Genomic DNA, 20,567 nt, shown 5'->3' with positions numbered 1-20,567 from the left:
CGTATGAATCGCCCCGCCGTCGCCGTCTTCGCCGCGCTCGAGTCCGTGCTCGTCGTGGGCATCGGCGTGGGCATCCCCGTCGTCGCCCTCACCTTCCTGTGGGCGTTCCAGTACGGGCTGCAGGTCGACTGGTCGGTCTTCTGGCGCGCCGGTGTCGACGTCTGGCTCATCGGCCACGGGGCCGACGTCACGCTCACCCTCTCCGCGGCGACGGCCAAGGCCACCGGCATCGCGGGTGCGAACGCTCCTATCCTCGTCTCGATCGCGGCCCTCGGGTTCGCCGTCCTCACGGCCCTGCTCGGGGCCCGAGCAGGTCGGCGGGTCGCCGAGACGCAGCATCGGGCGATCGGGACCGGTGTCGCGATCGGCGTGTTCGCGGTCCTGTCGGCTTTCGTCACCCTGACCGCTCGCAACCCGCTGGCCCAGCCCTCGCTGTGGCAGGGCATCCTCTTCCCCACGCTCGTCTTCGCCGTCCCGTTGGTGGCCGCCGCCGAGGTGGCCCGTCGCCGGCGCGGCCTCCCTCCCGACCCCGTCGTGGCGGTCGTCGGCGGTCTCCTCGACCGAGTGCCGCCCACCGTCCTCACCGTCGCGGGCAGTGCGATCCGCGTCGGTACGAGCGCCGTGGCGGCGGTCCTGGCCTTCGCGGGCGTCGTCATCGCGCTCCTCCTGCTCACGCACTACGCGCAGATCATCTCCCTCTACGAGGGCGCCCACGCGGGTCTTCTCGGCGGCCTCGCGCTCACGATCGGCCAGATCTCGCTCATCCCGAACCTCGTGGTCTGGGCCGCGTCCTGGCTCGTCGGCTCCGGCTTCGCCCTCGGCACGGGGTCGTCCGTCTCCCCGCTCGGCACCTCTGTCGGGCCGATGCCGGCGATCCCGTTCCTCGGTGCGCTGCCGACCGGTCAGATGGCCTTCGGTTTCATCGGCATCCTCGCCCCCGTGGGTGCCGCCTTCGTCATCGCGACGCTGCTCCGTCCTCGCCTCGAGCGCCTGCTCGGCCCCGACGACACCCTGCTCGTCCGGGTGCTCGCCGGTGTCGGGTCGGGTGTCGTGGCGGGCATCGTGATCGGCTTCCTCGCCGCCGTCTCGGGGGGTGCCGCAGGCCCCGGCCGCCTCGTCGACGTGGGTCCCCGGCCTCTCGAAACGGGTGCGCTCGCCGCTCTCGAGGTGGCGTTGCCCGCCGTCCTGGCGCTGGTGCTGCGGCAGCCGGCCTGGGCCCTGCGCGACCGGAGCCTCGGCGACCTGGTGGGGCGCGGCGTGAGGGGCCGCGGGCACATCAGCCCCGACGATCAAGAGACGGACGTCATCGAACCGCTCGCGGCACACCGGTCCGCCCCTGCCCGCGAGCCGGCGAGCTCTCCCGGCAAGACGACGACGAGTCAGGACGCCATCGTCACCGAGCGCCTCGACGACATCACGCGCTGAGGCCTCCCGGTAGGCTTGCCGGGTGCTGAAGCTCGTCGTGCTCATCTCCGGCGGAGGGTCGAATCTCCGCGCCCTCCTCGAGGCCGCCAGCGACGCCGAGTACCCCGCCCGGGTCGTCGCGATCGGCGCCGACCGCGACGCCGAGGGGTTCGAGCACGCCGAAGCCTTCGGCATCCCCACCTTCACCGTGCCCTTCTCGAGCTTCCCCGACCGCGAGTCGTGGGGCGACGAGATGCTGCGCCAGATCACCCGGTGGGGTGCCGACCTCGTCGTCCTCAGCGGGTTCATGCGCCTGTTCCCGCCGCGCGTGGTGGCAGCTCTCAGCCCGAACATGATCAACACGCACCCCGCCTACCTCCCCGAGTTCCCCGGAGCCCACGGGGTGCGCGACGCCCTCGCAGCCGGCGTGACGCAGACCGGGGCCAGCGTCATCGTCGTCGACAACGGGGTCGACTCGGGGCCGATCCTCGCCCGAGAGCGGATCCCCGTGCATCCCACCGACACCGAGTCGGTGCTGCACGATCGCGTCAAACTCGTCGAACGGCGTCTGCTGGTGCAGACCGTCCTCGACATCGCCAACGGAACACTCGACCTGACGGAGAAGACACTCGCATGAGCGGCCACGACATCGACCCCAGTTTGTACCGCGATCGCGACGCCGTCGAGATCCGCCGCGCCCTCCTGTCGGTCAGCGACAAGACCGACCTGCTCGTCCTCGCCGAGGCCCTCGCCGGCGCCGGGGTCGAGATGGTCTCCACCGGCTCCACCGCCTCGACCATCCGCGAGGCCGGCTTCGCCGTGACCGACGTGAGCGCCGTCACCCAGTTCCCCGAGTCGCTCGACGGCAGGGTCAAGACGCTGCACCCGGCCGTGCACGCGGGCATCCTGGCCGACCTGCGCCTCGAGTCGCACGAAGACCAGCTCCGCGACCTCGGCATCGAGCCGTTCCAGCTCGTGGTCGTCAACCTCTACCCCTTCGTCGAGACCGTGGCCTCGGGCGCGGCCACGCCGACCGTCATCGAGAACATCGACATCGGGGGTCCGGCCCTGGTCCGCGCCGCCGCGAAGAACCACGCGAACGTCGCCATCGCCGTCTCGCCGGCGTCGTACCCGCAGATCCTCAAGGCGATCACGCTCGGAGGCACCACCCTGGCCCAACGGCAGCGTCTCGCCGGCGAGGCCTTCGCCCACACGGCCGCCTACGACACCGCCGTCGCCGCGTACTTCGCCGCGAACGTCGGCATCAAGGCCCCCGCCGCCGACACCGCCGAGAGCTCCGAGACGGGGGATGCCCAGCCCGACTTCGACGCCACCCTCACCGTCTCGGCCGACCTCCAGCACACCCTGCGCTACGGCGAGAACTCGCACCAGCGGGCCGCCATCTACGCCACCCCCGGCGCTGCGGGCATCGCGCAGGCGACGCAGCTCCACGGCAAGGAGATGTCGTACAACAACTACGTCGACGCCGACGCCGCCGTGCGTGCCGCGTTCGACTTCAGCGACCCCGCGGTCGCGATCATCAAGCACGCCAACCCCTGCGGCATCGCCGTGGGCGGGCTGCTCGAAGCCGACCCGATCGCCGACGCCCACGCCCGGGCCCACGCCTGCGACCCGGTCTCCGCCTTCGGCGGCGTCATCGCCGCCAACCGCACGGTGACGAAGGCCATGGCCGAGACGGTGAAGGACATCTTCACCGAGGTCGTCGTCGCCCCGGCCTTCGAGCCCGAAGCGCTCGAGATCCTCACTGCCAAGAAGAACATCCGTCTGCTGACGCTGCCCGAGGGCTTCTCGCTCGCCGACCAGGAGATCAAACAGATCTCCGGCGGGCTGCTCCTTCAAGACAGCGACCGCTTCACCGGCTTCTCGTCCGGGGGCTGGAGACTGGTGTCGGGCGACGAGGCGGATGCCGAGACGCGCGCCGACCTCGAATTCGCCTGGGTCGCCTCGCGCGCCGTGAAGTCCAACGGCATCCTCCTCGCGCACCAGGGGGCCTCGGTCGGCGTCGGCATGGGGCAGGTCAACCGGGTCGACTCCTGCCACCTCGCGGTGCAGCGGGCCGGTGCCCGCGCCGCCGGCTCCGTGGCCGCGTCGGATGCGTTCTTCCCGTTCGCCGACGGCCTCCAGGTGCTGCTCGACGCCGGAGTCCGCGCCGTCGTCCAGCCCGGCGGGTCCATCCGCGACGACGAGGTCGTCGCGGCGGCTCAGGCGGCCGGCGTCACGATGTACTTCACGGGCGAGCGTCACTTCTTCCACTGATGGACCGGTGACCGGCGACCCGTCGACGACACACCGTCGGCGCGACCGAACGAGTTCTCCCGGTCGTCTTGCGGACGAGGCCCCGCCGCCCCTATTCTGAAAGGCTCAGCGCAGCCACCCGCCCGCGGGTGCCCTCGGATCGATCACAGATCCGGCCCACTGCAACTGAATGCCCACGAGGCGAACCCCGGGAGGAACCCATGTCCACGACAGCCCTGATCACGATCGACGAATCGATCACAGCCGGCGGCGTCTTTGACATCGCCCCGCGCCTTCGCGAGTTCTCCCGGTCCGGCCGGACGGCCCTCTTCGCCGCCTGAGGTCTGCCGCTCGAGGGTCGCAGCTCGAGGTCGCCGCGGTACGCCGCGGTTCGCCTCCTGAGGTGGATCCGTCGGGCCCCCGCCTCGCAGAACTCCCCGCGTCCGTGCCCCTGAGGGCCCGGTCGCCGCACGTCTCATCGCGATGAGACCTCTGCCCCGCACAAAAGAATTGGTCGTCGATCGACCCTGCTCCACGAATTGGATACCGCTTTGTCTTCGCATCCCCCGTCATCCGCCACCCCACAGGCGCCTCGCGCCTCGACCTTCCGCACGCTGCTCCGCCTGCTCCCGTTCGTCCGCCCTGCGCTTTCGCGCATCGTGTTCGGCATGGTCGCGGCCCTGCTCGCCTCGGTGGTCGCCCTGATCATCCCCCTGGTCCTTCAGCGCCTGGTCGACGGTCCGCTCTCGAGCGGCGACTCGCGTCAGATCTGGCCCGCGTTCTTCGTCGTGATCGGACTCGGCGTGGCCGAGGCCGTCATGATCATGGCGCGGCGCTGGCTCGTGTTGAAGCCCAGCACGTTCGTCGAGGCCGACCTCCGCAACACCCTGTACAAGAAGCTGCAAGACCTGCCGGTGGCGTTCCACGACCGCTGGCAGAGCGGGCAGTTGCTCAGCCGATCCGTCAGCGACCTCAGCCTGATCCGTCGCTGGCTCGCATTCGGCATCGTCCTGCTCGTCGTCAACTTCCTGACCATCGCCGTCGGGTTCGTCGTGCTGTTCTTCTACAGCTGGGTGCTCGGCCTGATCTTCCTCTGCGCGTCGGTGCCGATCTGGATCGTGAGCCTGCGCTTCGAGAAGCGCTACTCGACGATCGCCCGCCGCAGCCAAGACCAAGTGGGCGACCTCGCGACCAGCGTCGAAGAGTCGGTGCACGGCATCCGCGTGCTCAAGGCCTTCGGTCGGGGCAAGCACTCGCTGCGCGACTTCGCCAAGCGAGCCGAAGACCTGCGCGGCACCGAGATCGAGAAGTCGAAGGCGATCGCGCAGCTCTGGCTGTGGTTGCTCCTCGTCCCCGACGTGGCCTTCGCGCTCTGCCTCCTCGCAGGCATCGGGCTGGCGGCGAATCACCAGCTCTCCGTCGGCCAGCTCTTCGCCTTCTTCGCGACGGCGACCGTGCTGCGCTTCCCGGTCGAGTCGATCGGCTTCCTGCTCTCGATGACCTTCGACACGCGCACCGCAGTCGACCGCTACTTCGAGGTGCTCGACAGCGTCAACACGATCACCGAGCCCGAGAACCCCAAGACGATCGAGGATGCCCGGGGCCGGCTCGAGTTCCGTGCCACCCATTTCCGGTACCAGGACTCTCCCGACCGGGTCCGCGACCTGGTCGACGGAGTCGATCTCGTCCTCGAACCGGGCGAGACCATGGCCCTCGTCGGGCTCACGGGTTCGGGCAAGACGACACTCCTGGCGCTCGTCCCGCGCCTGTACGACGTGACGGGTGGCGAGGTCCTGCTCGACGGCGTCGACGTCCGCGACCTCTCGCGAGAGGAGCTGCGTCGACACGTCGGCATGGCCTTCGAGGACGCCACCCTGTTCAGCTCGTCGGTGCGGGAGAACGTCCTGCTCGGCCGCCCCGGTCTCGAGGGCGACGAGGCCGAGGCCGTGCTCCGCGAGGCGCTCGACATCGCGCAGGCGTCGTTCGTCGACGACCTGCCCGAGGGGGTCGACACGAAGGTCGGCGAGGAAGGGCTCAGCCTCTCCGGCGGTCAGCGGCAGCGTCTCGCGCTCGCGCGGGCGATCGCCGCTCGCCCGTCGATCCTCGTGCTCGACGACCCGCTGTCGGCGCTCGACGTCGACACCGAGGCGCGAGTCGAGGCGGGCCTCCGCCGCGTGCTCGCGTCCACCACGTCGCTGATCGTGGCGCACCGACCGTCGACGGTGAACCTGGCCGACCGGGTCGCCCTGCTCGAAGACGGTCGCGTGACCGCGGTCGGAACCCATTCCGATCTCATCGCCACCAACGAGCACTACCGCTACGTCATCTCGTCGCTCGACGACGACGACAACGATCTGCACAGCCGAGAGGAGGTCCACGCATGAGCGACACCACCGCCACCACCCAGGGCGTCCGCGGCGAGGAGCGCGAGAACTTCACGCGCGAGGAGAGCCGCCGTCTCCGTGACCGCTCGTTGACGCTGCTCGGCTCGCTGCTCCGACCGCTGCGCGTCCGGCTGATCGTCACGGGCCTGATCGTGGTCGTCTCGACGGCCGCCCAGGTCGCCGGACCGACCCTCATCGCGTACGGCATCGACAACGCCCTGCCGGCCCTGATGAAGCGTCAGGACTGGATGCCCGCGTTCGTCGTGGTCGGCACCTATCTCCTCGCGGGGATCGTCGGCGCCGTCCTGATGGCCCAGTACACGGTGCTCTTCGCCCGCGTCAGTCAGACCCTGCTGTTCGACCTGCGCAAGCGGCTCTTCCTGCACACGCAACGACTGAGCCTCGAATTCCACGAGAGCTACACGTCGGGGCGCATCATCTCGCGCCAGACGAGCGACCTCGACTCGATCCGCGAGCTGTTCGACTCGGGCATCAACCAACTGGTGCAGGGCATCCTCTACATGGTCTTCACGGCGATCGCGCTCGTGAGCCTGGACGCCCCCAGCGGTCTGGTGCTCGGCGTCGCGCTGATCCCCCTGGTCATGCTCACCCGCTGGTTCCAGCTCCGTTCGCAGAAGCTCTTCCGGGCGACCCGGGTCACGAGCGCCCGAGTGATCGTCCAGTTCGTCGAGACGATGACGGGCATCCGGGCGGTGCAGGCGTTCCGCAAAGAGAAGCGGAACGAGAAGGAGTACGCGGGCTACGTCGAGGAGTACCGGCAGGCCAACTCGAAGGTCTTCCAGCTCTTCGGAACGTTCGACCCCGGTCTGGTCATGATCGGGAACGCGACGCTGGCCGTCGTGGTGCTCTGGGGCGGATTCCGGGTCATCGACGGTTCGCTCGAGATCGGCGCCCTGCTGGCCGTGGCCCTCTACGCCAAGCGCTTCTTCGACCCCGCCGAAGAACTGGCCATGTTCTACAACGGCTACCAATCGGCGTCGGCGGCACTGGAGAAGATCTCCGGAGTCCTCGAAGAGGAGCCGAGCGTGCCCGATCCGGTCCATGCGACCGAACTGCGTCACGCGCGCGGGGCCATCGACTTCGACGGCGTCGAGTTCGCCTACAACGCCGACACGATCGTGCTTCCCGGCTTCGACCTGCACGTTCCGGCCGGGCAGACCATCGCCCTGGTCGGCTCGACGGGTGCCGGCAAGTCCACTCTCGCGAAGCTGATCGCCCGGTTCTACGACCCGACGCGGGGCTCCGTGAAGCTCGACGGCATCGACCTGCGCGACCTCCATCCGAAAGACCTGCGGCGAGCGATCGTCATGGTCACGCAGGAGGCGTACCTCTTCTCGGGCTCGGTCGCCGACAACATCGCGCTCGGCAAGCCGGACGCCACGTCCGAGGAGATCGAGAGAGCCGCCCGAGCCGTCGGCGCGCACGACTTCATCATGGCGCTGCCGGACGGCTACGACACCGACGTGAACAAGCGCGGCGGGCGGGTCTCGGCCGGCCAGAGGCAGCTGCTCTCGTTCGCGCGGGCGTTCATCGCCGACCCCGCCGTGCTGATCCTCGACGAGGCCACCGCATCGCTCGACATCCCGTCGGAGCGGCTCGTGCAGGAGGCGCTGCAGACCCTGCTCGCCGACCGGACCGCGCTCATCATCGCGCACCGGCTGTCGACCGTGGCCATCGCCGACCGCGTGCTGGTGATGGAGTACGGCCGGATCGTCGAAGACGGCACGCCCGACGACCTCATCGCCGGGACGGGCCGCTTCGCGCAGCTCCACGCGGCGTGGAAGGACTCGTTGGTCTAGCCGCCCTGCTTTCCGGCGGGGCCGGTTTCCCGGACGGAGCCGGTTTTCAGGACGGAGCCGGTTCTCAGGACGGAGCCGTCGGCCCTCGACACTTCTCAGGAGTTCGTGGCCGGCGGTTCCGGTCTGCAGGAAACCGCGCCTGCGCTGGTGACTCTGCAGGACGGGGCCCGCTCATCGCCTGAATCGTGGCGGCACCTAGTCGCGTCGTCAGGTGGGTGCAGCGTCAGGTGGGTGCAGCGTCAGCCGGGTGCGTCATCAGGTGCGTGCAGCGTCAGCCGGATGCGTCGTCAGCCGGTCCAGGCGGCACGGGTGAGGTCGACCCGCCACGTGCCCGTCCGGCTCCACGCGAGCGGCGTGTTCTCGACGCGATACATCTCGAGGGCATGCTGCTCGTGACCGACAGGGGGATGCCCGGACGCACGGATCACGCGCCACCACGGAAGATCGTGCCCCCCATGGGCCATGATCTTGCCGACGCCTCGGGACGACCGTGAGCCGAGCACCGCCGCCACCGATCCGTAGGTCATGACGCGGCCGCTCGGGATCGACTCGACGACGCCGATGACTGCGGAGGTGAAGTCGTCGGGGTCCGGCGCCGGATCGAGCAGAGGCGCCGACTCGAACTCAGGTGCCGACTCGAACTCAGGCGCCGGCACGAACTCAGGTGCCGACTCGGACTCAGGCGCCGGCACCGGCCAGCTCGGCCTCGCTGTGGGGCGACGGGGTGATCGTCAGGGCGGCGAGGTGCTCGCCGTACGCGGTCTCTCGGAGCACCTCGAAGCCGATGTGCTGGAAGAACGCCTCGGGGCCGTCCTCGCCGGGCTCGTACATGACGGTCAGCGTGTGGAATCCGCGGTTGCGCGCCTCGGAGGCGAGGGCGTGGACGGCGAACCGGCCGATGCCTCGGCCCTGCGCATCGGCGGAGACGTTGATGCGCCAGATGCAGCTGCGGAACTCCTCCTGCTCGTTGCCGGGATCGAAGTTGCCCATGATGAAGCCGACGACCTCGTCGCCGTCGAGCACGACTCGCGGCCAGGCGGTCGCCGGGTTGACGTAGGCGCCCGCGATGGAATGCGATACCGGCGCCACGTACTGCTCCTGCCCCGGCTTGAGGGTCAGGCTGTTGGCCGCGACGATGGTGGTCGCCGACAGTTCTTCGAGGCGGAGTTCACTCATGTCGTTCAGGGTACAGCGGGCCTCCGAGTCGCAATAGGGCTGTGGAGAACCGCCTGGGCCTGTGGACGGATGCCGCGCGGCGGCACCCCTCTGGCGTACGGTCGGGGACCATGCACGACAACAGCTCCCTGGTCGAGGGCCGCATCGACCGCTTCGTCCGCGATCGACTCGTCCCTGCCCTGCACCGTCGGTCCCACCCCCTCGTCGTCGAGGCGTGGGAGGCTCCCGGCGAGCCCGTGGCCTTCGCCGAGGCCGTCACGCACGAGTTCGTCCCCGTCGCTCCCGGTACGGCTTGGAGCAAACCCTGGGGCACCACCTGGTTCCACGTGACCGGCACCGTTCCCCCGGACTTCGGCACTGCCGGCACGCGTCTCGAGCTCCTCGTCGATCTGGGTTTCTCCTCGGGGCAGCCCGGGTTCCAGGCCGAGGGGCTGGTCTGGAGACCGGACGGCGTCGTCGTCAAGGCGATCGAGCCCAGGAACGACGCGGTCCCCCTCGACGTCGGGCTGCTCGACATCGGTCCGGGCGACTTCCTCGACCTCTATGTCGAGGCGGCCTCGAACCCCGACGTGGGCAGCGACTGGCACTTCGCGCCCACGGCCGTGGGCGACCCGGCGACCGCGGGCGAGGCGCCGCTCTACGTCCTGGGGCGCATCGACGTCGTCGAACGCGACGTCGCCGTGTGGGAGCTCGAACGCGACACCTGGAGCCTCGTCGGGCTGATGCGCGAGTTGCCCGCGAGCCTTCCGCGTCGCGCAGAGATCCTCCGCGCCCTCGAGCGCATGTGCGACGTCGTCGATGTGGACGACGTGGCCGGAACGGCCGGGCGAGGCAGGCAGGCGCTCGCCGGGGTCCTCGCCTCACCCGCCTACGCCAGCGCCCATCGCATCACCGCCGTGGGTCACGCCCACATCGACTCGGCCTGGCTCTGGCCGACACGCGAGACCGTCCGCAAGTGCGCCCGCACCTTCTCGAACGTCCTCCAGCTGATGGACGAGCATCCCGACTTCGTCTTCGCCTGTTCGAGTGCGCAGCAGTTCGCCTGGATCGCCGAGTCCTATCCCGAGCTCTTCGAGCGCATCCGGGCTCGCGTGGCCGAGGGGCGCTTCGTCCCGGTCGGCGGCATGTGGGTCGAGAGCGACACGAACATGCCGGGCGGCGAGGCCCTGGTCCGGCAGTTCGTGCAGGGCAAAGGATTCTTCCTCCGCGAGTTCGGTCTCGAGCCGACCGAGGTGTGGCTGCCCGACTCCTTCGGTTACAGCGCGGCTCTGCCGCAGATCACCCGGGCCGTCGGCTCCGACTCGTTCCTCACCCAGAAGATCTCCTGGAACGAGACGAACCGGTTCCCGCACCACTCGTTCCTCTGGGAGGGCATCGACGGCACCCGCGTCTTTACCCACTTCCCGCCGACCGACACGTACAACTCCGACCTCTCCGCCGCCGACCTCGCGCGGGCCGAGCGGCAGTACGCCGAGAAGGGATTCTCGAACGTCTCGATGACGCCCTTCGGCTGGGGCGACGGCGGTGGTGGTCCCACGCGCGAGATGCTCGCGGCGGCGGCGCGCACCCACGATCTGGAGGGGTCGCCGAAGGTCGAGCTGGGGTCGCCCGCGCAGTTCTTCGAGCGGGCCAAGGCCGAGCTCGAGCATCCCGCGATCTGGTCCGGTGAGATGTACCTCGAGTTGCACCGCGGCACCTACACGACCCAGGCGAAGACCAAGCAGGGCAACCGCCGCAGCGAGCACCTGCTCCGCGAGGCAGAGCTGTGGAGCGCGACGGCCGCGGCGCGGGGGATGCTCGACTATCCGTACGACGCGTTGGACACGATCTGGCGCACGGTTCTGCTGCAGCAGTTCCACGACATCCTTCCCGGGTCGTCGATCGCTTGGGTGCACCAGGAGGCGGAGCGGAACTACGAACGGATCGCGGGCGAGCTCGGCGGGCTGATCGACGCGGCTCAGAGGGCGCTCGCCGGGCGGGGCGAGACCCGCGTCGTCTTCAATGCGGCACCCGTCGAGGCCGAGGGCGTGCCTGCGCTGGGGGCCAGTTCGCAGGCCGCGGCCGACGCCCGTGGCGCCGCGGCGCCTTTCGTCCAGCCGCTGCATGACGATGAAGGCTGGGGGATCGAAAACGCGCTCGTCCGAGCCCGGTTCGACGAGTCGGGTCTTCTGGTCTCGCTCGTCGACGTCGCTTCCGGCCGAGAGGTCGTGGCGCCCGGCGAGGCGGCGTCGGTGCTGCAGATCTTCCGCGATACGCCCACGTCGTGGGACGCGTGGGACATCGACGAGCACTACACGCACAACCGCAGCGAGCTCCGCTCGCCCGTCTCCGTCGTCGTGCGAGACGACGTGTTGGAGGTGCACCACGAGAACGGAGGGTCCCTCTTCGTGCAGCGGTACTGGCTGGCCCGAGACGGAGCCGACCTCCAGATCGAGACGGTCGTGGACTGGCACGAGCAGCAGAAGCTGCTCAAACTGGCGTTCCCGCTCGACGTCCGCGCCGACGTAGCCAGTTCCGAGATCCAGTTCGGGCATCTCGACCGCCCCATCGCCGTCAACACCTCGTGGGACTCCGCCCGGTTCGAGACGGTCGCCCACCGATGGCTGCACGTCGGCGAGCCGGGGTTCGGTGTCGTCGTCGCGAACGGCTCGACCTACGGGCACGACGTGACTCGCACCACCCGGGAGGACGGCGGGACGACGACTCTGGTGCGCGAGTCGCTCCTGCGGGCTCCGCTCTTCCCCGATCCCCATGCCGATCAGGGTCGACACGTGCTGCGCACGTCGATCGGTCCGGCGGCAGGGGTGCTCGACGCGGCGGGAGCGGGTTACCGGCTGAACGTGCCGGTGCGCACGATCGACGACGCGGCGGGCCATGACGTGGAGCCGCTCGTGCGCGTCTCGTCGCCCGCGGTCTTCGTCGAGGCCGTCAAGCTCGCCGATGACCGTTCCGGCGATCTCGTGGTGCGGCTCTACGAGGCGCAGGGCGGTCGCGCCACGACGACGATCGATGTCGGAGCACCGTGGTCGCAGGCCTGGCGGACCGACCTCCTCGAGCGTGATCTCGAGATCGCGAGCTGGGAGGCCGGGCCGATCGAGACGACCCTGCGACCCTTCGAGATCGTGACCCTGCGCGTCCGGCTCGGCTGATCGTCGGGCTCGGCAGAGCGTCCGGCTAGCCCGGCCGTCCGGCTCGCCCGGCCGTCCGGCTCGCCCGGCCGTCCGGCTCGCCCGGCCGTCCGGCTAGCCCGGCCGTCCGGCGAGCCCGGCCGTCCGTAAGGCTCGGCGGAGCCGGTCAGGGCTTCAGGCCACGGTCTCGCGAGCCGGTCGGACGAGCATGCCCGCCCCGACCGCGGCGACGGAGAGCCCCTCCGGGAGGAGGCGGATGCGCTCGGCGAGGTCAAGGGAGGCGAGGAAGGTCGACGAAGCCGCCCAGTCGCGCAGCACCTGACGGACCCCCTCGAGAAGAGGCCGGCCGACGTGGCTGAGACCGCCGCCGATGACCACGGACTCGACGTCGACGGTGAGGACCAGGATCCGGACGGCGGCAGCCACGCCCTCGGCCAGAGCCGCACGGATCCGCGTGGCCTCGAGGTCTCCGGCATCGGCTGCCGCGAACAGGGCCTGGGCGGGATAGGCGTGCTCGCTCGGCCACTGCCGGGCGATGGCGGAACCCGACGCGATGGTCTCGAGACAGCCGGTCTGGCCACAGGGGCAGAGGGCTCCGCGCGGATCGACGGGGATGTGGCCGATCTCGCCGGACACCCCCCGGGCGCCGCGCCACAGCTCGCCGTCGACGACGAGGCCGGCAGCGAGACCCGTACCGAGGTTCAGGTAGGCCACCGGCCCGGAGAGGTCGAGCAGATGGTAGGCGCCGAGGGCGGCCGCGTTGACATCGTTCTCGACGGCGACCGGCGCTTGGGTGCGGACGGACAGGGCCGTGCCGAAGTCGACGTCGTCGAGGCCGAGGTTGACGGCGTGGCGGACCCGCCCGAGACGCGGGTCGACGAGCCCGGGGATCCCCACCCCGATGGACGTGAACGCAGCCCCTGTCAGGTCGCGCAGGATGTCGACGGCGCGAGCGGCGTTCGACAGGACGGCCTCGCTGCCGAAGCCGGTCGCCAGCCGCGCGTGCTGCACGGGCGTGCCGGCGTCGTCGAGTGCGACGGCATCGATCTTCGTGCCGCCGATGTCGAGACCCACCCTCATGCGCCGACCTCTGGCGAGGGGGCTGGTGACAACGCGGGCCTGGGCGACATGTTTGTTAGTAAAGCTTACGAATCGGGGTGGAGCAAGCATCCTTGACGAAATAAGACAAGCCCTGCCTTCAAATTTCGATGATGTTTCCGAGGCGTTAAGGCCGAAAGGAGACGCTTGACATTTGTTTGTAAGGGCAATTTACTAACACCACCGAACACCAGCACCGCTGCATCACCGCACCACCGCACCACCGACCCACCGACGAGAGCGAGACGCGATGTCCGAAGACGTGATTCCCACCCGGCAGGGGATCCCTGCGGGAGAGGCCACGCGCCCCCGCCGTCGCCGCGTGTCGACGAAGTCGCTCCCGCAGCACAATCGGGTGCACAACCGCTCGGTCGTGCTGCAGGCGCTGTTCCACCAGGGCGCGATGAGCCGTGCCGACCTCGCCCGCGAATCCGGCTTGACCCGCCCGACCGTCTCCGTCCTCGTCGCCGAGCTCGAGGCCGACGGGATCGTCGCGGAGATCGGCCAGCGGGAGGACGCCCGGGTCGGCAAGCCGGCGACGCTCGTCGAGATCAACGCCGACGCCTTCCACCTGATAGTTCTCGACCTCTCGAGCGCCGATCGATTCGTCGGGGCGGTGGTCGACCTCCGCGGTCGGATCGTGGAGCGGGCCGAGCTCGAGATCGACGGCGCGGTCGGCGAGGACGCGATCGTGCGGGCCATCCGTCTCGGAGAGAGGCTCTCCGCACTGACCACCCGCCGCATCCTCGGCATCGGGGTGGGCTCGCCGGGCATCGTCGACGACCACGGCGTCGTCCGTGAGGCACTTCATCTCGAGTGGTTCGACCTCCCTCTGGCCGAACGGCTGACCGCCCACTTCCAGGTTCCGGTCCAGGTCGGCAACGACGCCAACACGGCCGCTCTCGGTGTGCACACCTTCCGCGACGTGCCCGGGCTCAGCCTCATGGTGATCACGATCGAGCACGGCGTCGGCGTCGGTCTCATCATCGGCGGCGAGCTCGTCGAGGGGGAGCAGTTCTCCGCCGGCGAGATCGGGCACGTCACGGTCGACGACGACGGCGACCTCTGCACCTGTGGACGCCGCGGCTGTCTCGAGGTCGTCATCGGTGCCCGCTACCTCAGCGACCGACTCGCGGCCACGGCCCCCGACGCTCGCGAGGCCGTGCTGTCGGCCGCCGGACGAGCCCTCGGCGTGGTCACGGCACCGGTGATCAGTGCGCTCAACCTCAACGAGGTCGTCCTGTCCGGCCCCGCGTCCCTGCTCGACGGCCCGTTCGTCGAGGCGGCGCTCGCCACCGTCCGCGCGCGCACCCTGTCGGCGGTGAGCAACGGCCTCTCCATGCGCACCACGCAGGGCGACACCGACCTGGTGCTGCTGGGCGGCGCCTCGCTCGTCCTCCAGGCCGAGTTGGGCGTCTCGTAGCCGAGGGCCGGCCGCCTAGTGCAGCCCGGCCCGTGCATCCCACCCGACCATCGCCTTCCACCGAACCCTCCCTCATCACTCAACCCACCACCACTCGAGGAGATCCAATTGCGTTACACGAAGATCGCAAGCGTCGGGGCTCTCGGCCTCGCCGCCGTCATCGCTCTCAGCGCCTGTTCGTCCGGCGGCACCACCGCGGCTGCCTCCGGTGGAGTGCAGACGGTCCCCACCACCAAGGGCGACGGCAAGACCCTGACCGTGTGGGTCATGACGGGGGACTACACCGACAAGACCATCGCGGCCATCAACAAGGAGTTCACGGCGAAGACCGGTGCGAAGGTGAACGTCCAGACCCAGCAGTGGGCGAACATCACCACGAAGATCTCCACCGCCCTCGCCACCAGCACCCCGCCCGACGTACTCGACCTGGGCAACACGCAGGTCGCCAGCTATGCGGCCAACGGCGCCCTCCTCGACCTGACGCCCTACAAGAAGGACCTGGCCCAGGGGCAGACCTGGCTGGGCGGGCTCGAGCAGCCTGCGACGATCGACAAGAAGCTCTACGCACTCCCCGGCTTCGCGGGCGCTCGTGCCGTCATCTACAACAAGGCCATGTGGGCCAAGGCCGGCATCACCGCCGCTCCGACCACCTTCGACGAGCTCACCGCCGATCTCGACAAGGTCAAGGCGGCGAACACCGCCTCCGACTTCTCGCCCTTCTACATGCCGGGCCAGTTCTGGTACGCGGGCATGCAGTTCGTGTGGGACGCCGGTGGGCAGATCGCCACCGCCGACGGCACCAAGTGGTCGGCCGGCTTCGGCTCGGCGAAGGCGCAGCAGGGCCTCGCCGACTTCAAGGACTTCCAGAACACGTACTCGACGGCCGCCTCGCAGACGCTCGACACCGACGCCCCGCAGCAGGAGCAGATCTTCGCCGACGGCAAGACGAGCGCGATCCTCGACAACAACTGGGGCCTCGGTCTGATCCAGAAGGCCAACCCGAACCTGGCCACCGACGACATCGGCAGCTTCCCGATGCCGGGCAAGTCCGGGTCGACCCAGCCGACCATGCTCGGGGGCTCGGACTGGGGCATCGCCGCCAAGTCGAAGAACACCGACCTCGCCCTCGAGTGGGCGAAGATCGCCGGCAGCCCGTCCATCCAGGCCAAATGGGTCTACGGCACCGACGGCTGGATCCCGAACAGCACCGAGGGCATCAAGGCGGCCGACGCCACGGTCGACTCCTTCCAGAAGGGCTTCTTCCAGGCGGCCCTGAACTCCAAGGCCACCCCGGCCACCGGTGACTGGGCCTCGCTCGAGGGCGACAAGAGCATCAACCAGCTCTTCTCGGCCGTCGCCTCCGGATCGAAGACGCCGAAAGAAGCCGCAGCCACCTTCGACTCGGCCGCCAACACGGCCCTCAACGCCGCCAACTAGCAGCACCCGACCCCGAAGCAGGAGCCATGGCCCTCTCGACAACCCCTCCGCTCACCCGGAAAGGTCCGCGTCCGTCCACCACGGGCGGGCGCGGCCCGGGCGGGAGCGGCCCGAGGGGGCGCGGCCCGAAGGGGCGCGGACGGCGCAGCCTGGCTCCGCTGTGGATGCTCAGCCCGGCGGGCATCGTCATCCTCGCGGTCACCGTCGCCCCGATCGTCTACCTGGTCTTCACGTCGTTCACCGACTACGGGCAGCGGTCGCTCTACACCGGTGCGTACGACTCGGTCGGACTGGCGCAGTACATCGCCCTGGTCACTGATCCCGCGTTCTGGTGGTCGCTGATCCGCACGGTGCTCTTCACCGCGGCGATGGTCGGCGGGAGCATCCTCGTCGGCACCGGGGTCTCGCACCTGCTGACGAGACTGGGCGGCCCGCTCCGCACGGTGGTCACGGTCGTCCTGGTCTTCGCCTGGGCGATGCCGAACGTGGCCTCCTCCGAGGTCTGGAAGTGGCTGTTCCAGCCCGGCTACGGCGTCGTGAACTGGCTGCTCACGCAGACCCACCTGTTCGGCGACATGACCAACACGTCGTGGGCCAACAGCCCGTTCCTCGCCTACCTCGAGATCTGGCTGCTGATCGTGTGGCAGGCGGTGCCGTTCATCGCCCTCACGCTGTACGCGGCCGAGACGCAGGTGCCGACCGAGCTGAAAGAGGCGGCGCGGCTCGACGGCGCCGGCGAGTGGTACGTCTATCGCGTCATCACGCTGACGTTCCTCAAGCCGACCCTGCTGCTCGTCACGATCCTCTCCGTCATCTGGGACTTCAACGTCTTCAACCAGATCTGGCTCATCTCCCAGGGCGGCCCCGACGATGCCACCTCGACGCTCGGCGTCTACTCGTTCACGACCGCCTTCGTGGGCTTCGAGATCGGCAAGGGCGCGGCCATCTCGGTGGTCACCACGCTCCTCCTGCTCGTGATCACCGCGTTCTACATCCGCAACCTCGTCCGGTCAGGAGAAGACCTGTGACCACCACCGCCCCCACCGGCCTCGGCCCCACAGCTCCCGAGGGGCCGGCCGAGAAGCGGGCCGTCGTCGAAGCGGAGACGCGGGATGCCCTGGCTCGCCCGAAGCGCAGGCGCCGCTCTCGCTGGATCCCCAACACCCTCGCCGTCGTCTTCAGCGTGATCTGGATCTTCCCGGTCTACTGGATGGTCAACACGGCCTTCAAGCCTCGGCCGGAAGTCATGACGACCACGCCGATGTTCGTGCCCGCGCATCCCACGATCCAGAACTTCGTGGTGGCGATCACGCAGTCGTCCTTCCTGACGAACCTGGTCAACAGCGCCGTCGTGGTCGTGGGGGCGGTGGTCCTGTCGATCGCGCTCGGGCTGTTCGCGTCGGCGGCGCTGTCGCGGTTCCAGTTCCGGGGGCGGCGGCTGATCCTCGTCTTCGTGCTGGTGGTGCAGATGCTGCCGTCGACGGCGCTGCTCATCCCGCTCTTCCTGCTCTTCAACACGGCAGGTCTCCTGGACAGCTACGGCGGGCTGATCCTGGCTTACGTCGGGTCGGTTCTGCCGTTCTCGATCTGGGTGATGCGGGGCTTCTTCATCGCGATCCCGCTGGAGGTCGAGGAGGCCGCCAAACTCGACGGGGCTAGTACGTGGCAGGTGCTGACGAAGGTGCTCTTCCCGCTCGTGATGCCAGGGATCATCGCGACGAGCGTGTTCGCGTTCATCGCCGCCTGGAACGACTACCTCGTCGCCTACGTGTTCATGAAAGACCAGTCGCATTACACGCTGCCGCTCTGGCTGGCCTCGTTCTCGACTCCGACCACCGGAACCGACTTCGGCGGGCAGATGGCGGCCTCGGTGCTGTTCTCGCTTCCCGTGGTCGTGTTCTTCATGATCATCCAACGCAACCTGGTGACCGGCATGTCCGCCGGCGCCGTGAAAGGCTGACCGCATGACCTCTCTGGTTCCTCGTCCCACCTCGGCGGCCCAGACCCGTGGAGCCTTCGCGCTCGACGGCGAGACGCGCATCGTCGCTCCCGAGTCGCTCGGCGGCGTCGCCGTGCAGCTGCAGAACGCCCTGCGCCCGGCCACCGGCCTCCCCTTCCGCGAGAGCGACGGAGCGGACCGGGCGATCGTGCTGGGCCTCGACCCCGCGCTCGCGGCCGAGGCCTACCGGCTGGAGGTGACCGGCGACGCGATCGTGCTCCAGGGCGGCGACGCGGCAGGGGTCTTCCACGGCGTGCAGACGCTGCTCCAGCTCCTCCCACCGGCGATCTTCCGCGAGGCCCGGGTCGACGGGATCGAGTGGAGCGTGCCGGCGATCACGATCGTCGACAGGCCGCGCTTCGGCTGGCGCGGAGCCATGCTCGACGTCTCGCGACACTTCCTGCCGAAGCGCGAGGTGCTGCGGTTCCTCGACCTGATGGCGCTGCACAAGCTGAACGTGTTGCACTGGCACCTGGCCGACGACCAGGGCTGGCGGATCCAGATCCAGCGGTACCCGCGTCTGACCGAGGTCGGGTCCTGGCGCCGAGAGTCGCAGGTCGGATCCGGCCCGGACGCCACGTGGGACGGCCGGCCGCACGGGGGCTTCTTCAGCCAGGACGACATCCGCGAGGTCGTCGCGTACGCGGCCGCGCGCCACATCGCCGTCGTGCCTGAGATCGACGTCCCCGGGCACTCCCAGGCGGCCATCGCCGCCTACCCCGAGCTGGGCGTGACGGGGCGGCCGCTCGAGGTCGGCACGGTCTGGGGGATCATCGACGACGTCCTGAACATGGAGGAATCGACCCTCGACTTCTACCGGAACGTTTTCGACGAGGTCATGGACCTCTTCCCGGGCACCTGGATCGGCGTCGGCGGCGACGAGTGCCCCCGCGACCAGTGGCGGGACGACGCGCGCACGCAGGAGCTGATGCGCGAGCGGGGGATGACCGACGAGGCCGAGTTGCAGACCTGGTTCATCCGCGGGCTCGACGACCACATCACGGCCAGGGGCCGTCGGCTCTTCGGGTGGGACGAGATCCTCGAGGGCGAGCTCGCTCCGGGCGCGACCGTGGCCTCCTGGCGGGGCATGACCGGTGCCGTCACGGCCGCGAAACGGGGCCATGACGTCGTCGCCTGCCCCGACGACCAGGTCTACCTCGACTACCGGCAGTCGGAGGATCCGCGCGAGCCCATCCCCGTCTCGATCCCCCTCACGCTGGCCGACGTCTACGCCTTCGAACCTGTGCCCGCATCCTTGACCGACGCCGAGGCCGCCCATGTGCTCGGCGGTCAGGCGAACGTGTGGAGCGAGCACATCGACTCCCCGCGCACGCTCGACTACCTCGTCTTCCCCCGCCTTGCTGCGGTAGCGGAAGCCCTGTGGAGCGGCAAGGAGCGCTCGTTCGACGACTTCGAGGCCCGCCTCGCGGGGCACCTCGAGAGGTTGGACGCCCTCGGCGTCGAGTACCGGCACGCCTCCGGTCCGAGGCCCTGGCAGGAACGGCCGGGGGTGCCCGGCCGCCCGGCGACCCGCGAAGAGCGTGCCGCCTACATCGACTCCCTCGTGGAAGGAATCACCGTCTGATGGAGATCGTCATCCTGGAGTCGCCCGCCGAGGTCGGACGGGTCGCGGCAGCGCTCGTCGGCAAGGTCGTGACCGACCGCCCCGATGCGGTGCTGGGGCTGGCCACCGGCTCCTCGCCGCTCGGCATCTACCGCTCGCTGGCCGCCCGGGTGGCCGAGGGGGAACTCGACTTCTCGAGAGCGAGCGGATTCGCGCTCGACGAGTACGTCGGCATCCCCCTGACCCACCCCGAGAGCTATGCGGCCGTCATCGCACGCGACGTGATCGAGCCCCTCGGGCTCGACCCGGCGCGGGTCCGGGTGCCGGACGGTCGCGCGGACGACCTCGAGGCGGCGGCCGTCGAGTACGACGGGGCGATCCGGACGGCGGGAGGCGTCGACATCCAGATCCTGGGCATCGGTGCAAACGGGCACATCGGCTTCAACGAGCCCACCTCCTCGTTCGCCTCGCGCACCCGGATCAAGACCCTGGCACCGTCGACCCGCGAGGCGAACGCTCGATTCTTCGACGACCCGGCGCAGGTGCCGACGCACTGTCTCACGCAAGGCCTCGGCACGATCCTCGAGGCGAAACGAGTCGTCCTCGTCGCCCAGGGTGCCGCGAAGGCGCACGCGATCGCGGCGGCGGTCGAGGGCCCCCTCTCGGCGATGTGCCCCGGGTCGGCTCTGCAACTGCACGAGCACGCCACGATCGTCGTCGACGAGGAGGCCGCGGCCGAGCTCGCGCTGGCCGAGTACTACCGCTACACCTACGCCCACAAGCCCGAGTGGCAGCGCTTCGACTGACGGGAGCAGGCTCTTGCCGCCGGGGCCGTCGGGGTCCATCCTGTGAAGGACCACCGCCGGCCCCCGAAGGCA

General features: G+C 69.7%; 15 protein-coding genes. 12 read left to right on the top strand and 3 right to left on the bottom strand.

Features of this window, described 5'->3' with window-relative positions; all coding sequences use genetic code 11:
* Positions 1-3: 3 nt before the first annotated feature.
* From ABEA39_RS08635 to ABEA39_RS08615, 5 genes are all read left to right on the top strand, one after another.
* Entirely contained in the window at positions 4-1,425 is a 1,422-nt protein-coding gene (locus tag ABEA39_RS08635; RefSeq protein ID WP_345375439.1) for a cell division protein PerM, read from the top strand.
* 22 nt (positions 1,426-1,447) lie between these two features.
* Positions 1,448-2,041: a phosphoribosylglycinamide formyltransferase gene (gene purN / locus ABEA39_RS08630; protein ID WP_345375438.1), complete on the top strand. Its 594-nt coding sequence runs from the start codon at positions 1,448-1,450 to the stop codon at positions 2,039-2,041.
* Complete coding sequence (gene purH / locus ABEA39_RS08625) at positions 2,038-3,681, top strand: bifunctional phosphoribosylaminoimidazolecarboxamide formyltransferase/IMP cyclohydrolase (RefSeq protein WP_345375436.1); 1,644 nt, start codon at positions 2,038-2,040, stop codon at positions 3,679-3,681. The genes purN and purH overlap by 4 nt, the downstream gene beginning before the upstream one ends.
* A 530-nt stretch (positions 3,682-4,211) precedes the next feature.
* A complete protein-coding gene (locus ABEA39_RS08620; protein ID WP_425556942.1) occupies positions 4,212-6,044 on the top strand; it encodes an ABC transporter ATP-binding protein in 1,833 nt (610 codons plus the stop codon).
* Positions 6,041-7,864: an ABC transporter ATP-binding protein gene (locus tag ABEA39_RS08615; RefSeq protein ID WP_345375435.1), complete on the top strand. Its 1,824-nt coding sequence runs from the start codon at positions 6,041-6,043 to the stop codon at positions 7,862-7,864. Before ABEA39_RS08620 ends, ABEA39_RS08615 begins: the two co-directional genes overlap by 4 nt.
* 287 nt (positions 7,865-8,151) lie before the next feature.
* Here the strand turns inward: ABEA39_RS08615 and ABEA39_RS08610 are convergent, their stop codons facing one another.
* On the bottom strand, positions 8,152-8,520 hold the full coding sequence (locus ABEA39_RS08610) for an MGMT family protein (RefSeq protein ID WP_345375434.1): 369 nt from the start codon (positions 8,518-8,520) through the stop codon (positions 8,152-8,154).
* A 22-nt stretch (positions 8,521-8,542) separates the two neighbouring features.
* Positions 8,543-9,040, bottom strand: a complete 498-nt coding sequence (locus tag ABEA39_RS08605; RefSeq protein ID WP_345375433.1) for a GNAT family N-acetyltransferase — start codon at positions 9,038-9,040, stop codon at positions 8,543-8,545.
* A 110-nt stretch (positions 9,041-9,150) separates the two neighbouring features.
* Between ABEA39_RS08605 and ABEA39_RS08600 the strand changes: the two genes are divergently transcribed.
* A complete protein-coding gene (locus ABEA39_RS08600) occupies positions 9,151-12,189 on the top strand; it encodes an alpha-mannosidase (RefSeq protein ID WP_345375432.1) in 3,039 nt (1,012 codons plus the stop codon).
* A gap of 153 nt (positions 12,190-12,342) precedes the next feature.
* Here ABEA39_RS08600 and ABEA39_RS08595 read toward each other — a convergent pair whose 3' ends face one another.
* Positions 12,343-13,248, bottom strand: coding sequence for an ROK family protein (locus ABEA39_RS08595; protein WP_345375431.1), 906 nt, complete (start codon positions 13,246-13,248; stop codon positions 12,343-12,345).
* Between the two features lie 268 nt (positions 13,249-13,516).
* Here ABEA39_RS08595 and ABEA39_RS08590 point away from each other — a divergent pair, with 268 nt between their 5' ends.
* From ABEA39_RS08590 to nagB, 6 genes are all read left to right on the top strand, one after another.
* Positions 13,517-14,689: an ROK family transcriptional regulator gene (locus ABEA39_RS08590; RefSeq protein ID WP_345375430.1), complete on the top strand. Its 1,173-nt coding sequence runs from the start codon at positions 13,517-13,519 to the stop codon at positions 14,687-14,689.
* 108 nt (positions 14,690-14,797) lie between these two features.
* Positions 14,798-16,126 carry an extracellular solute-binding protein gene (locus ABEA39_RS08585; protein WP_345375429.1) on the top strand — a complete coding sequence of 443 codons (1,329 nt, stop codon included), beginning with the start codon at positions 14,798-14,800 and terminating at the stop codon, positions 16,124-16,126.
* A gap of 26 nt (positions 16,127-16,152) precedes the next feature.
* Positions 16,153-17,154 (top strand): carbohydrate ABC transporter permease, encoded by a 1,002-nt coding sequence (locus tag ABEA39_RS08580; protein WP_345375427.1) that lies wholly within the window; start codon positions 16,153-16,155, stop codon positions 17,152-17,154.
* Positions 17,151-18,086 (top strand): carbohydrate ABC transporter permease, encoded by a 936-nt coding sequence (locus ABEA39_RS08575; RefSeq protein ID WP_345375426.1) that lies wholly within the window; start codon positions 17,151-17,153, stop codon positions 18,084-18,086. The genes ABEA39_RS08580 and ABEA39_RS08575 overlap by 4 nt, the downstream gene beginning before the upstream one ends.
* A gap of 4 nt (positions 18,087-18,090) precedes the next feature.
* Positions 18,091-19,710: a beta-N-acetylhexosaminidase gene (locus ABEA39_RS08570; protein WP_345375425.1), complete on the top strand. Its 1,620-nt coding sequence runs from the start codon at positions 18,091-18,093 to the stop codon at positions 19,708-19,710.
* A complete protein-coding gene (nagB, locus tag ABEA39_RS08565) occupies positions 19,710-20,495 on the top strand; it encodes a glucosamine-6-phosphate deaminase (protein ID WP_345375424.1) in 786 nt (261 codons plus the stop codon). The genes ABEA39_RS08570 and nagB overlap by 1 nt, the downstream gene beginning before the upstream one ends.
* Positions 20,496-20,567 lie beyond the last annotated feature (72 nt).

It is taken from the genome of Frondihabitans cladoniiphilus, from assembly GCF_039544345.1.
GTDB classification, from domain to species: Bacteria; Actinomycetota; Actinomycetes; order Actinomycetales; family Microbacteriaceae; genus Frondihabitans; species Frondihabitans cladoniiphilus.
Note: the sequence above shows the minus strand (reverse complement) of the source record. Positions and strands in the feature narration are given on the sequence as shown.

Coding starts and splice junctions, on each gene's coding strand:
- ABEA39_RS08635 (WP_345375439.1), top strand. CDS start 4: ATGAATCGCCCCGCCGTCGCCGTCTTCGCCGCGCTCGAGTCCGTGCTC.
- purH (WP_345375436.1), top strand. CDS start 2,038: ATGAGCGGCCACGACATCGACCCCAGTTTGTACCGCGATCGCGACGCC.
- ABEA39_RS08615 (WP_345375435.1), top strand. CDS start 6,041: ATGAGCGACACCACCGCCACCACCCAGGGCGTCCGCGGCGAGGAGCGC.
- ABEA39_RS08605 (WP_345375433.1), bottom strand. CDS start 9,040: ATGAGTGAACTCCGCCTCGAAGAACTGTCGGCGACCACCATCGTCGCG.
- ABEA39_RS08600 (WP_345375432.1), top strand. CDS start 9,151: ATGCACGACAACAGCTCCCTGGTCGAGGGCCGCATCGACCGCTTCGTC.
- ABEA39_RS08595 (WP_345375431.1), bottom strand. CDS start 13,248: ATGAGGGTGGGTCTCGACATCGGCGGCACGAAGATCGATGCCGTCGCA.
- ABEA39_RS08590 (WP_345375430.1), top strand. CDS start 13,517: ATGTCCGAAGACGTGATTCCCACCCGGCAGGGGATCCCTGCGGGAGAG.
- ABEA39_RS08580 (WP_345375427.1), top strand. CDS start 16,153: ATGGCCCTCTCGACAACCCCTCCGCTCACCCGGAAAGGTCCGCGTCCG.
- ABEA39_RS08570 (WP_345375425.1), top strand. CDS start 18,091: ATGACCTCTCTGGTTCCTCGTCCCACCTCGGCGGCCCAGACCCGTGGA.
- nagB (WP_345375424.1), top strand. CDS start 19,710: ATGGAGATCGTCATCCTGGAGTCGCCCGCCGAGGTCGGACGGGTCGCG.